Annotated in this window: 14 protein-coding genes; 6 read left to right on the top strand and 8 right to left on the bottom strand. The window is 67.9% G+C overall.

Annotation, left to right across the window (positions count from 1 at the left end; genetic code table 11):
- Positions 1-75: 75 nt before the first annotated feature.
- Both AB0F17_RS62335 and AB0F17_RS62330 read right to left on the bottom strand, forming a co-directional pair.
- Entirely contained in the window at positions 76-561 is a 486-nt protein-coding gene (locus tag AB0F17_RS62335) for a hypothetical protein (protein ID WP_358045756.1), read from the bottom strand.
- Between the two features lie 220 nt (positions 562-781).
- A complete protein-coding gene (locus AB0F17_RS62330) occupies positions 782-2,023 on the bottom strand; it encodes an IS110 family transposase (RefSeq protein ID WP_358045753.1) in 1,242 nt (413 codons plus the stop codon).
- Positions 2,024-2,283: 260 nt separating this feature from the next.
- Here AB0F17_RS62330 and AB0F17_RS62325 point away from each other — a divergent pair, with 260 nt between their 5' ends.
- Complete coding sequence (locus tag AB0F17_RS62325) at positions 2,284-2,535, top strand: helix-turn-helix transcriptional regulator (RefSeq protein WP_358045751.1); 252 nt, start codon at positions 2,284-2,286, stop codon at positions 2,533-2,535.
- 202 nt (positions 2,536-2,737) lie between these two features.
- Here AB0F17_RS62325 and AB0F17_RS62320 read toward each other — a convergent pair whose 3' ends face one another.
- Entirely contained in the window at positions 2,738-4,021 is a 1,284-nt protein-coding gene (locus AB0F17_RS62320; RefSeq protein ID WP_358045748.1) for a hypothetical protein, read from the bottom strand.
- Between the two features lie 315 nt (positions 4,022-4,336).
- On the opposite strand from AB0F17_RS62320, the gene AB0F17_RS62315 reads away from it, so the two are divergent.
- Entirely contained in the window at positions 4,337-4,624 is a 288-nt protein-coding gene (locus tag AB0F17_RS62315) for a hypothetical protein (protein ID WP_358045745.1), read from the top strand.
- Here AB0F17_RS62315 and AB0F17_RS62310 read toward each other — a convergent pair.
- Both AB0F17_RS62310 and AB0F17_RS62305 read right to left on the bottom strand, forming a co-directional pair.
- Positions 4,621-5,049, bottom strand: a complete 429-nt coding sequence (locus AB0F17_RS62310) for a hypothetical protein (protein WP_358045742.1) — start codon at positions 5,047-5,049, stop codon at positions 4,621-4,623. The two genes, AB0F17_RS62315 and AB0F17_RS62310, sit on opposite strands and share 4 nt — an antisense overlap.
- A gap of 84 nt (positions 5,050-5,133) precedes the next feature.
- Positions 5,134-5,535 (bottom strand): hypothetical protein, encoded by a 402-nt coding sequence (locus AB0F17_RS62305; protein ID WP_358045739.1) that lies wholly within the window; start codon positions 5,533-5,535, stop codon positions 5,134-5,136.
- 159 nt (positions 5,536-5,694) lie between these two features.
- On the opposite strand from AB0F17_RS62305, the gene AB0F17_RS62300 reads away from it, so the two are divergent.
- The 4 genes from AB0F17_RS62300 to AB0F17_RS62285 all read left to right on the top strand — a co-directional run bounded on the left by AB0F17_RS62300 (position 5,695) and on the right by AB0F17_RS62285 (position 9,468).
- Complete coding sequence (locus AB0F17_RS62300; RefSeq protein WP_358045736.1) at positions 5,695-6,216, top strand: DUF6624 domain-containing protein; 522 nt, start codon at positions 5,695-5,697, stop codon at positions 6,214-6,216.
- Positions 6,217-6,388: 172 nt separating this feature from the next.
- Positions 6,389-7,639, top strand: coding sequence for a hypothetical protein (locus AB0F17_RS62295; RefSeq protein WP_358045733.1), 1,251 nt, complete (start codon positions 6,389-6,391; stop codon positions 7,637-7,639).
- Positions 7,626-8,129 carry a hypothetical protein gene (locus tag AB0F17_RS62290; protein ID WP_358045730.1) on the top strand — a complete coding sequence of 168 codons (504 nt, stop codon included), beginning with the start codon at positions 7,626-7,628 and terminating at the stop codon, positions 8,127-8,129. The genes AB0F17_RS62295 and AB0F17_RS62290 overlap by 14 nt, the downstream gene beginning before the upstream one ends.
- Before the next feature lie 274 nt (positions 8,130-8,403).
- Positions 8,404-9,468 (top strand): phosphotransferase, encoded by a 1,065-nt coding sequence (locus AB0F17_RS62285; protein WP_358045727.1) that lies wholly within the window; start codon positions 8,404-8,406, stop codon positions 9,466-9,468.
- A 33-nt stretch (positions 9,469-9,501) separates the two neighbouring features.
- Here AB0F17_RS62285 and AB0F17_RS62280 read toward each other — a convergent pair whose 3' ends face one another.
- Genes AB0F17_RS62280 through AB0F17_RS62270 form a run of 3 tightly spaced genes read right to left on the bottom strand, consistent with a single transcriptional unit; the run spans position 9,502 to position 12,187 of the window.
- Positions 9,502-10,593 (bottom strand): zinc-binding dehydrogenase, encoded by a 1,092-nt coding sequence (locus AB0F17_RS62280; RefSeq protein ID WP_358045724.1) that lies wholly within the window; start codon positions 10,591-10,593, stop codon positions 9,502-9,504.
- Between the two features lie 17 nt (positions 10,594-10,610).
- Positions 10,611-11,801: a DegT/DnrJ/EryC1/StrS family aminotransferase gene (locus AB0F17_RS62275; protein ID WP_358045721.1), complete on the bottom strand. Its 1,191-nt coding sequence runs from the start codon at positions 11,799-11,801 to the stop codon at positions 10,611-10,613.
- Positions 11,801-12,187 carry a cupin domain-containing protein gene (locus AB0F17_RS62270; protein WP_358045718.1) on the bottom strand — a complete coding sequence of 129 codons (387 nt, stop codon included), beginning with the start codon at positions 12,185-12,187 and terminating at the stop codon, positions 11,801-11,803. The genes AB0F17_RS62275 and AB0F17_RS62270 overlap by 1 nt, the downstream gene beginning before the upstream one ends.
- Between the last annotated feature and the right edge of the window lie 9 nt (positions 12,188-12,196).

The raw sequence follows: 12,196 nt of genomic DNA, 5'->3' as shown, positions 1-12,196 counted from the left end.
CCTGCTGATGGAGGGCGACGAGCGGTCGAGGCCGACGGTGCACCGTCGGGCGTCCGCCCGCCCATGAAATCGCCTCTATTGCGACGGATTGGGTACGACGGTCAGGCCAACCTGGGCGAAGCCTTCCACGCTGGCATCCACGCCCAGGTCCCACCAGCGGGTGATCGCATCCAGGAGCGCGTGGTCAGCGGCCGGGGACTGCGTGCCCAGGTAGGTGAGCAGGGCCTGTTCGTCGATGCCCCACTTCGTGCCGAAGTAGCCGGGCGGGTAGCCGCCAGCGCTGCCGAATGCGTCGCGGCAGTCGGCGTAGACCAGGCCGACCTTGAAGCCGAGGCCGGGAGCCATCAAGTGGCCGTTCAGGACATCGGTGAGACATCTGGCCTGGCCGAGTGTGAGCCGGATGCGGCTCAGCTCGATGGCTAGCGCATCACGCCACAGCCCCAGCTCGATCGTGGCCTGCATATCGGTGAAGCCGGTCCTCATGGTGCTGGCGCGCTGGCCCAGCCAGGCGGCGGTGTCCTTCGTCAGCTGCGGGTGTATGTCCAGGTGGGTGCTTGTCATGCCAGTCTCCTTGGATGGTGGGCGGGTAGAGAGGCGGCCGGGCACCGTTCCCGCGTAAGAGCTCTTGGCTCGGGGTGGGGTCCAAGGTGTTCCTCCCGGCCGCCCGTCTGCTCGTCCACAGTCGGGCGGGAGTGAAAAGGGGAGGGGCAGCCGGGCGCCGCTCTGGAAGGGAGGGCTCAAGGCCCGGGGTGATGAAGGGTTTCATCCCGGCTGCCCTGGTCTACCCGTCCACGACCGTAGGCGGAAAGGCGATCTCCTCGGAGTAGAGGACGTCATTCTGAAGGCAGTAGTGCAGGCAGCTCAGCAGCCGCCCCGCCAGGTTCCGGAGTGCAGCGGACCAGCGGTCGCCGACTTCGCGCCGCCGGTCGTAGTGCGCCCGAGCCCCGGGGGAGCGGGTCAGGCTGGAGAACGCCCACTGGTGGCAGGTCCCCTTCAGGAACTTGTTGGCGACCCGTCGATGAGTGACGGAGCGGCTGCCGCCGCTGGACCAGGTGAGCGGGGCAACCCCCGCGTAGGCCTTCAGACCGCGCGGGCTGGCGAACCGTTTCGGGTCGTCTCCAATCTCGGCGAGCAGCCGAGAACCCATCACAGAGCCGACGCCCGGGAACGACAGGTAGATCTTGGCCTGAGGGTGGGCCAGGAACGCCTCGGTGGCTTCGGCATCGAGGGCGTGGACCAAGCGGTCGGCGTGATCGAGGAAGTCGAGGGTTGCGAGCATCGCGGTTCCCATGGTCTCCTCCACCGCTGGCGGCTGGTGTAGCTGCCGCTGCCGGAACACCTCGTAGAGCCGATCGGCCTGCTGGTTCACGAGCCTGATGCGGCCGGCGGCCGTCAAGGTGTCGGCGATCTGCCTGCGGGTGAGTTTCGCGGCCTTGGCCGGGGTGGGTGCGAGGTGGAGCAGCGCGCGTGCTTCAGCGCGCAGGATCTTCTTAGGCAGGTCTGCCCACGCCTGAACTGCGGCGGGGTAGAAGACGCGTAGTTGGCTGCGCAGGCGGCGGACGTAATACTGCTGTTCGCGTACCGCGTGACGGTGGGCGCGGGACAATTCGGTGAGGGCGAAGGCCTGCTCGCTGCTGGCCGGCAGCGCCCGGTGGAGGTGGCCGTCGGTGCGGATGATGTTGGCCAGGAGCCGGGCGTCGCTGCGGTCGCTCTTGCGCTTCTTGGCCGGGCTCACGCGGCCGCGGTAGCGGGCGACGATGGTGGGGTTGATGGCGATCACCGTCAACCCGGCCTTGCGCAACTCGGCGACCAGGAGGGAACGGCCGGTCTCGATCGCGATGGGTACCTGCTTGCGGGAGTGCCTGTGGGAGGTAGAGAGCCCGGACAGTAGGCGGAGAAGTTCTTTGAGCCCTTCGGGCGTCTCCATGATTTGCGCCTCGGCGACCGCGACGCCCTCGCGGTCGATCACTGCCACGTCGTGCCGAGTCTCAGACCAGTCGATGCCACACCAGAACTGTGGCACGTTCGCGCTCCCTTCGCCGAGGTGGAGGGCGGGCCGGGCCGCTCGTTCTCGGCATCAGAACTCATGCTCTCTGCATCGCAAAAGGCGTTCACCCGGCCCGCTGAGCAGGACCCTACACTGATCAGCCATATATGACTGAAAGTTGGGTGAAATGATGAGCCGACGTACCGGGACGGTGGCGCAACCACGGGTGGGAGGGGTGGTCGGTGAGGAACGACCAAGTCCCGAACGCGTACATCGGTGCTGGCGGCGGGTGGCCCATGGCTGATCTCGCGCCCGACGCCCCGCCCGGCGCGCACTACGCGCAGGAGATTGCCCGCCGCGTGAGGACGGCGATGACGGAACGCGGTCTGTCCCAGCAGGAACTCGCGGACGCAGCCGGTGTGGGGCAGCGGACGGTCAGCAGAGTCCTACTGGGCGATGTGTACTGCGATGTGGCGACGCTCGCCCGCCTGGAGCAGGCGTTGCGCGTGAGTCTCTACCCGGCGGACTGGTTCACTCGAGAGCTGTAGCGACGCAGGTACCGCGCTGCATATGGGGCTGCCGCCGGTGACGACAGCCGGCGCGACAGATGCCCCCGATGTTCGAGCGCGGCGGTGCTCACTCGTTCGGGCGACCCCGGAGTCGGATGTCCGTCGCAGAGGCGCAAGGGCGTACATTGGCGCAGGTGAGCGACTCTATGCCGCGCGAGCGGCTCGGCCTGGCCCATGTCGTTCACCATCCTTGGTGGTATTTCAGGGCGTGCGGCCCGTGGTCGTCGGCGAGGCCGTCGTAGCAGTTGGGGCAGGCTCTTCCGGTGGAGGCCATCATCCATCCACCTGGGGCGTAGCGGGTGCCGCAGCCGTCGCAGTGCGGCACGCCGGGCCCTGGGCAGTCGCCGTCGGTGTGACGTCTGGAGTTGGGTCTGGGGGCGGGGGTCCACTGCAGGGAGCGGTAGGCGTGGCGGGCGTCTTCCAGGCGTGTGTACGGGGTGGACTGGCCGGGGTCGTAGTCCTCGCCGTTCCATCCGTTGCCGGTGCCGCCGACGGTGATACCCCATCGGATGGTGGTGGTGTCGTCTTGGAGGGTGTCGCTGTATTCCAGCAGGCGCGCGCGGACACCGGGGCCGATGTTCTTACTGAAGAGTTCCTGCTCTGCGCGGGAGATCGTCTGCAGGCCTTCGACGCGTGCCTGCTCGGCCTCATAGGCGGCCTGCTCGGCGGCCTTCTTGGTGGCGCGGGCGTCGGCTGCCTTGCGGCGCTGGGCTTCGAGGCGCTGCTTCTGCGCGCGTTCGGTGGCCTGCTCGGCTTCGGTGCGTTCCTGGTACTCCTCCCACGTTTCCATCGGAGTGGTGGTGCACCGCGTGGATGCGGTGTGGCGGATTTCCCACCGGCCTTCGTCTTCGCGGACCAGGACGGATTCGGTGGACCCGAGGCGGGCGACGACGGTGCGGCCGCACAACGCGCACACGTCCCCGTTGCGGGCGGGCCGGGAGGGGCACCGGCGGAAGTGCTCAACCTCGGCGGCTTCGCCGCGGCCGACAAGGTGGCCGGCGCCCTTCGGCAGGCGGAGACCGCACCAACGGCAGTCGCCTGGCTTGTGGTTGGCTCGCTGAGCCTCCTCGACGACGACGACCTCCGCGGACGGGGCGGGGTGGGCCTCCAGCAGCGCGGCGATGCGCTTTATCGTGGTGGGGCCGAAGGCGCTCTTAGCGTGCTTGTAGTGGCGTGACCACTGCGTCGTCAGGCCCTCGTTCGTGGCGAGGTGGATGGTGATGGTGGCGTCCTCGATCGCGTAGCGCTCTCCGCTGCGGTAGCCGACGTCCCAGCCGAGCGTCTTCTTGTCTACGGCCAAGACCAGCGTGCCCGGGGGAAGTTCGACGACGTCCGCAGCTTGCAGCCACTCGCCGGCCACCTGGGCTCCGCCGCGCTGGTCGTAGTTCAGGTGACGAATCGTCTTGCGCCAGCACGCCGCGGTGTTGAGCCCTTCGGGGACTGGGGGCACGGTGATGATGATCACGGTGGTGCTCTCCTTGGGGGATCCCGCCTGCGGCGGGCGCCTTGACGTGTCCCATGGTGCTCCACGTCCCCGACGAAATCGGCAGAACGATCTGCGCTTTCCGGGGGAAGGCGCTAGCCCAGCGGAGAGCTGTCGAGGCATCCACGCTGGGCCAGCGTCCCTCAGCTTCCCACGGACCGGATGTGGGGCAGCCCGGCGGGCCTGCCGAGCGGACCGTGGACAAGTCGAGGGCGCCGGCGTCCAAGGGGTCGGCGAAGCGGGTCAGGGAATCGGATGTCCGCCTCATTGCGGGCGTAGGGGGATACATTGGCGCAGGTGAGTGACGATATGCCGCCTGGTCGGCTTCCGGCCGCCGAGGAGGAGCGTTGCGCGTGTGTACGCCGCCCCGCCGGTGATGAGCCTGGTCCGCGTTGCGCGTGGGCGGCCACCCGCGAGGATGGCCGATGCGACGGATGCCGTAGGTTCTGCGCTGGGCTGCTGCCGCTGATGTTCGAGCCGAACGTCGATGCGTGGATGCGCATCCTGGACGGCGACACCAGCGGAGTTCCCGCCGTTCACCTGGTCCCGCTGGGCGAGGACATCGGCGGAGCGGCTCTTTCCTAGCTGCCGCCGTTGGTCGTGGGCGGGTTCCGGGGGCAGGCGGCCGCGAGCGCGATGTCGAGCGCGTCGGCGACGAGAGGCATGTGCTCGGCGGGGATGACGGTGGGCTGCTTGTGGTGAGGCGTCGTCAGGTCGGGCAGGAACGCGCCCTTCATTGAGATGCCCACGGTGCCGTTGGCGGGGTTGGGGGCGACGATGAGGCGGTGGCCCGCTTCGAGGTAGACGGTGCCGCGCTGGTCGGGCTTCTGGAGCAGCTCGCGCAGCCGGCGGGCTTGGGCTTCGGATAGGGCGGCGTGCCAGGTGACGAAGTCGAGGACGACTTGGCGGGTTTCGCGGCTGGCGCCGATGACGAAGAAGGCGTGGGTCGCGAGGATGTCGAACACGGTCACGTCGGAGCCGTCAGCGCGTTCCCAGCGAACGTCCTGCATGGGCTTCTCCTCATGGCTGGTGGAGTGTAGAGGGCGGCATGCTGGAGCGCTCGCAGGTTCTCTGCGGGCGCTCCAGCACGCGGGTTAGTGGGAGGCGGCGAGCGCGGCGTCGAAGGCGTCGATTACCAAGGGGATGCCGTGGGAGGGGATGGTGACGCCGCAGCCGACGGGGTCGAGCCGTACATCTGAAGCGCTGTGGCCCACGTATACCTTGTTCAGGTCCAAGGCCATGCCGCCGCCGTCGGGGACGATCGTGAGGGCGTAGCCCTGGCCGAGGTAGGCGGTGTCGGGGTAGCCCAGGGACGGCTTCTGGCCCTGCAGCAGCATCTTGATCCGCGATAGCCGTACCTTCTTGACGGTCACTCCCCAGTCTCCGAGGTCGAGGAACACGCTCTGTTGTCCTGGCGTCGGGCTGATGGTGAAGTACGCGTCGGTGTCGTCGAAGGAGAAGTCGAAGTGGCCGCTGTCGGTCGTCTGCATGGTCATGTCTGCCGTCCTCAATCTCATGATCTTACAGGGGCGTCCCCTTTGATGCGTAAATATTAGTACAGCAGAGTTATTTTAACAATGTTGGGGGGGCGGACGCTCAGTACTTCACGCGGGCGGGTATACGAGCAACGCTCGAAGGAACGAGATAGAGGGGGAATGCGCATCGTGACTGATGCCGGTGTACGCGACGAACTGCTGCGACGGATGCAATGTGACCAGCAGGTGCGGCTGAGTCTGCCCAAGAGCGGACCTGTGTCCGACGGCCTGATGGAGGAGTGGAGGCGCGTGGACACCGACAACACCGCGTACCTCAAGCAGGTGATCGACGAGCACGGCTGGCCAGGCCATGACCTGGTCGGAGAGGAAGGGGCGCAGGCAGCATGGCTCCTGGCGCAGCATGCCGACCACGACCTGGTCTTTCAGCAACGGTGTCTGACGCTCCTGCAGGACGCCGTAGCCCGGGGCCAAGCGGCACCCCGTAACCTCGCGTACCTGGTTGACCGCGTTCGCGTCAACGAGGGACGGCCGCAGGTGTACGGCACCCAGTACCACTCCCCCGACGATGTTCTCCAGCCGCGGCCGATCGAAGATCGTGAACGGTTGGACGAGCGCCGAGCTGAGGCCGGGTTGGAACCGCACGCCGACTACGACAGCTCCATGCGGCAGCAGTACGGGTGAAGAACGTATCGAGAGGCGGACCTGTCGCCCGCGGTGGCTCGGTTCGCCGCCGGGAGCACCGGGCGGGGGCCGGTGCCCGGCTACTCACGATCTTTCGCAGCACGGCCACGACGTGGGAACAGGTCGCCGCGACCATACGTCGGCAGAGCTGATGTTGTCCTCGCTGGCGGGCATGCCCATCGTCCCTGCCGAGGTGCTCGCCACCGCCCGCTTGACCGTGATCAACGCGCACAACGGCGCACTGCCGACCAGGTGTGGGGTCGGCGTTCTCCGCGGCTCTGATCTACCAGTACCTGCAAGGGGCGAGCTTGCCGGCGATGATCCGGTTCGCCTGCGCTGCCGGAAGCCTGTGGTGCAGCCGGACCTTCGATGGGCCGCTCCCCACCGCGTGGTGACGTCGGCGGTCACCGGCATGCGCAACAGCGAGCTCGCCGAGATCGTGGTGGGCTCACGGAGGGACCCCGTTCCAACCGTGGGCGGCGGTCTGCGCTTCCGGTTGGCCAGCCGCGTCATCAAGGGCCGCGAGTTCGGCGGTGACGCTGACGAGTGGGTGGTCCTCCCCGAGGCCGACCGGGCGGTAGCGCTCGCCGAACGCTTCACCCTGGCTCGGCCGTCCCGTGCTCGCGGTAATCACGTCTTCCCAGCCTGGAATACCGAGCTCTACCGGCGCCTGCGCGCGTGGGTGAACGGTCCCGGCGGTCAACGGTTCGGTCTCGAACCCATCCCCGACGGTCCCTGCACCCCAAGGATGCTCCGCCGCAAACTCGCCCAGGAGATCGCCCGCCGACCAGGTGGGCTCCTGGCCGCCAAGGTGGCGCTAAAGCATGTCTCTGTGGTCACGACCGAGGGGTATTGCCATCGTCCAGGCGGTTCCCAGGCCGCGTTCCTCGCCGAGGTCGAACAGGCACAGGGAGAACACCACCTACGCCTGACCGCCGGCATCTACCGGGACTACACCAACGGCATCATGCCGTCCGGGCCCGGCGCCCGTCACCTCGTCGAGGCTTTCGGCCACATCGACAACGTGCTGAAGGAGATCAGTCAGACCGCGCCCGTCGTCATGGACACCGAGCGAAGAATCGAGAACATGCTGCGCACCATGGCAGGCACCCTCCACATCAGAGTGGCGAACTACTGCTGGTTTCGCGATCCCACCCAGGCGCTCTGTCTCCGGATGGCCGGGGCCACCGGCGCGTCCAAGCGGCTGGCCGGGCTCTGTGACTCCAGCCGGTGCCCGCAAGCCACCCATCACCCCTGCCACCGGCCAACTTGGCAAGACCGGGCCATCACCTACGAGGTGTTCCTGGGCAACCCCAGATTTCCTGCCGGCGAGAAGAAGCGGCTGCGCCCCGAATACGAGCGGACCCTCAAGGTCCTGACCTTGATCGACGCCGCGGAGGGACCGAACGATGAGACTCAGTGACGAGCAGCGGCAACTCATCGAGGCGAGGATCCGCGCAGCCATGGATCGGTTGCTCTCCGGGGACCTTCCGGCGGGCGGAAAGTGCGACATCAAGACCCTGGCTGCTGAGGCCGGGATCTCACGCAACTCCCTCTATACGACGTATGAGCACCTCAAGATCGAGTTCGAGGAACGCAAGGAACGACTCCAGACGGAAGGGCAGATCACCGACCCGCGGGAAGCTCAGATCGACCGGCTCAAGCTGGCAGTGGAGCGGCTCAAAGAGCGGCTGGAGGAGAAGGACGCCGAGCTGTCCCAGCTGCGTGCCTTCAAGACCCAGGCCATCTCGGCGATCGCCGCCCAGTACGACGAACTCGAACGCCTCCGACGGCAACTATCCCGACCGACCAAGGTCACATCGCTACAAACCGTCCAGCACGAAAGGCCTCATCGGACCCTGCTGACGTCTCAGCCGATGAGGCCTTTTTTCGAGCTGGTTGCGGCGTTGTGAGGCGAGGCGGCCGCCGAACACTTCTTCCCTCGATGAGCGCCTGCGTCGCGAAGTCGTTGATCCTGGAGGTCACCGTGGGAGTGGCGATGCCGAGGTCCGCATACTGCACGGCGGGCGGTGGCCAATGTGTGACGGAACTGCGGATCGGGCGGGTTCGCGGGCCGATGTGATTCACCGGGTCTCGATGATCACTATCCCGTGACGTGAGAGATCCGTTCATCTTGTCCGCCGGTTGCGCATGCGGAAGTCGCCCCCGCTCACTACGGTCGTGGGTGTGACGACGGATGGGGTGGCAGCGACCGGTGAGGCGTCGAAGAACGGGCCAGACCTCGCTGACTTGAGGCGTGTGCAGGAGATGTTCGGGCTGGGCGAGGTCCAGGCGGTGTCGTTCCTCGCCGCCGGTCTGATGAACCGGAATTGGCGTGTCGACACCGCGACCGGAACGTACGCGCTGAAGCTTCTGCAGGACGTCCCGGTGGAGGCAGCGCGCCGAAGCGCGGCGGTGCTGAGTGCCTTGGCTGCGGCGGGCCTGCCGGTGTGTGCGCCCGTGACCACCCGCGACGAAGCTGAGCCCGTGTTGCAGATCGGGCCGCGCAGCTACCTCGTATCCCCGTGGGCAGAGGGCACCCACGTCGAAGGAGTGGCCCTTCCCTTGGACGAGGTCACAGCCTTCGGCTCCACGGTCGCCACGATCCATCAGGCTCTCAGCGACACGGCCAGGGTTGCGCTGCCAGCGCCGGACGCCCGGCCGCGCGCGAAGGTGACCAGTCCGGGAACGGCCATCGAGAAGGCCGACCGGCTCATGGCCGCAATCGACAAGATCCCCGGACCGAGCGACTTCGACCGTCTCGCGCGGAGGCTGCTCGAGGAACGCAGGGTTCTGCTCGACAAACACCATGTTTCCGCCCCCTCGGCCGGCGAAGCGCCGGGGCCGTTCGGCTGGACCCACGGAGATCTCCAGTTCCGGAACGTTCTCCACCATGACGGCCGGATCGTCGCCGTTCTCGACTGGGACAGAATCGCGATCAAGCCCCTCGGCGAGGAGGTCGCACGGACCGCTCAAGTTCAGTTCGGCGGGGAGCACGGGCTGCTGGACCTGGAGCGGATCGCGGCATTTGTCGCTGGCTATCGCACGGTGATGCCGTTGTCGCGGGAGGACCTGGCGGACGCGGTGGATCGGTTGTGGTGGAAGCGCATGTCCGACTACTGGGTATTCGAGTTCCACTACTACCGAGACGATCACGGCCCGGACTCGCTGATGGAGCCCAGCGAGCGGCTTCTGTTGTTGTGGACCGACCGGCGCGAGGACGTCCAGCAGGCGTTCGCGGCTGGTTCCTGATTCACCGGTCGGCCCTCGGTCGGTCGCCGTGACTCAGAATTCGATCATCGTGCGGATACCGCGTCGTGCGGACGCGTGGTCGAGGGCGTCGTTGATCTCACTGAGCGGCCATCGGTGGGTTGCCAGCTCGTCGGCGGTCAGCTGACCGCCGACGACCATACGCACGTAGGCGGGGATGTCGTGGAGGGTGCGGACTTCGCCCATCACCGATCCGACCAGGCTTCTGCCGTGGCGGAGCAGTCCAGCCGAGACCTTGATCTCGCTGTCTGAGGGCATCATCCCGACGATGACGGCGCGGCCTCCGGGAGCAAGAGCCGCAAACGCGACTTCGGCGAGGCCGGGGTCACCGACCGCTTCGACGGCGACGTCGACACCGAACTGCCCGGTGATCGTAGCGACCGCCGCGGGCAGATCCTCGCTGGTGGGGTCGATGATGTCGGTCGCGCCGAGGGACAGGGCGGCCTGGCGGCGGTGGGCTTCGGGGTCGGCGGCGATGATGCAGGATGCACCCGTGGCCTTGGCGGCTTGGACAGCGCCGAGGCCGACGCCACCGCACCCCATCACGAGGACCGATTGTCCGGGCCGTGCGGCGGCGGTGTTGAAGATGGTCGCCGCGCCGGTGGTCAGGCAGCAACCCAGGAGCGCGCCCGCCTCGAAGCTGATCTGTTCGGGGATGGGGATGACCGCGGCGGCGTCCAGGAGCATCCGTTCGGCGAGGGCGGAGACGCCGAGGTACTGGCGGAAGGGATCGCCGTCCAGGCTGAGCCGTGACCGTTGGCGTTGCTTACGGCCGGTGTCGGTGCAGTAGACCATTCGCCCCGACAGGCAGGATCCGCACTGGCCGCACGGGATCTGGTCGCAGACCAGAACTCGGTCACCGACCTGGACCCTGGTGACGCCGGGCCCGCGGTGTTCGACGACACCGCTGGCCTCGTGTCCGAGGACGGTCGGGACGGGGAAGGGGAACAGGCCGCGGGCGAAATGCAGGTCGGTACCGCAGATCCCCACGCTGGCGGTCTTGACGATGACTTCCCCGTGACCGGGTTCCCGTAGTTCGATCTGTTCGATGGTCATCGGCTTACCGGGCTCGTGCAGTACGGCCGCCCGGGCGGTGATCGGGGCCATCACGGTCTCCATTCGTGTCAGAAGGACTGGCGGGTGATCGTCAGAGCTGCGGCGACCTGGTCGATGTAGTCGCGGGCAGGGACGTCGGGGATCTTGAGGATGAGGGTCTGCCGCCGGAACCGCTGGTAGACGGGGAAGTCGTCGGTGTTGGGCGGGGTCCAGCGGCCACGCAGGTGCGGCCAGTACCGCTCCAGCAGGGCGGGCTGCTGGAGCAGCGGCGCCGACAGCCAGTCGGGGTACAGCGCCCGGACCGGGATGCCTCGCTGCTTGCAGGCGGTGAACAGAGCGGCCGGGTCAGTGACCGGTATCGAGAGGGTGAAGGCCGCTCCGTACCAGCCGCGGACCGACCCGTCAGGGAGCGCGACTGGCCGTAGGGGCAGGCCCTCCTCCTCGATGGCGTCGATGAGGTGGGTGAGGTTGGCCTCAGCGGCTTTCATCCGGTCAGCGAGCGTCTTGAGCTGTTCGCGGGCGATCACTGCGGAGAGAGCGGGGATCCGGTACTTGTAGGAGGCTCCGGCGTGGGCGAGGGGGGTGAGGTCGGGGTCGGTGAGTTCGGTGGCGAGCCGGAACGGGTGGTGGCCGACGGTCAAAGCGCGTTCGTAGACGGCCCGGTCCGAGGTGGTCAGGACGCCGCCCTCACCGCCGGAGACCGCTTTGGACTCCTGGAGGCTGAAGCAGCCGACCGCCCCCCATGACCCGACCGGTCGTCCCTGGTAGAGCGCGCCGTGGGCGTGCGAGCAGTCCTCGACGACCGGCACGGCCAGGCCGGCGAACCCCTCCATGTCGGCGGGAACGCCCCAGGCATGCGTGACCAGCGCCGCCGAGCAGGCTCCGTCGTCGATCTGGGCGGGGTCCAGGTTCGGGGAGCCCGGGGCGAGGTCGGCGAAGACGGGGAAGCTGCCCGCGTGGAACGCTGCGGTGATCGCGGAGATCCAGGTCATCGGCGACATGGCGACACCGTGGTCGGGGTGTGCGCCGACGGCGTGCAGGGCGGCGTGCAGTGAGGCGGTCCCGGAGTTGAACGACAGCGCGTGGGCGGTGCCGGTCAGTTCGCGGAAGGCGTCCTCCAGGCTCGCGGAGGCGGGGCCTCGCCCGATCTCCGACAGCGATCCGGTGGTGAGGAGTTCGGTCACTGCCGCGATCTCGGCGTCGCCGTACTTGGGGCGTCGCGGGAAGGGCTGGGTGACGCGGGGCAGGTCGTCGTCCATCACGCCGCCCGGCCGGGAACGGGGTGTTTGACGGCGTCGTCGGGCGTGCGGTGGAGGTGCTCGCCGGTGGCTCCCTCGGGGAGCGCCCAGGACAGCCAGAACACCTCCAGGTTGGTGTCGCTGGTGACGGCCAGGACGTCGTGGGTGACGCCCGCGGCGGTGAAGACGATGTCGCCGGGCTGGACGTCCATGGTCTCCTCTCCGACCAGGAGGGTGCCGTGTCCTGCGGCGACGAACCAGAACTCGTCGAAGTCGTGGAAGTGCCGGTCGAAGCGGCTGGTGCCGTCGGCGCGCAGCCGGAACCGTCCAGCGGAGTGGGCGGGCAGGTCCGGCGGCCGGTTTTCGGCGGTCCACCGTTCGGACGACGCGGTGCGAAGCAGGTTCACAGGGGGCTC

It is taken from the genome of Nonomuraea sp. NPDC026600 (assembly GCF_040638335.1).
Classification (GTDB): domain Bacteria; phylum Actinomycetota; class Actinomycetes; order Streptosporangiales; family Streptosporangiaceae; genus Nonomuraea.
The sequence above is the reverse complement of the archived record's forward strand: the minus strand, read 5'-3'. Positions and strand labels throughout refer to the sequence as shown.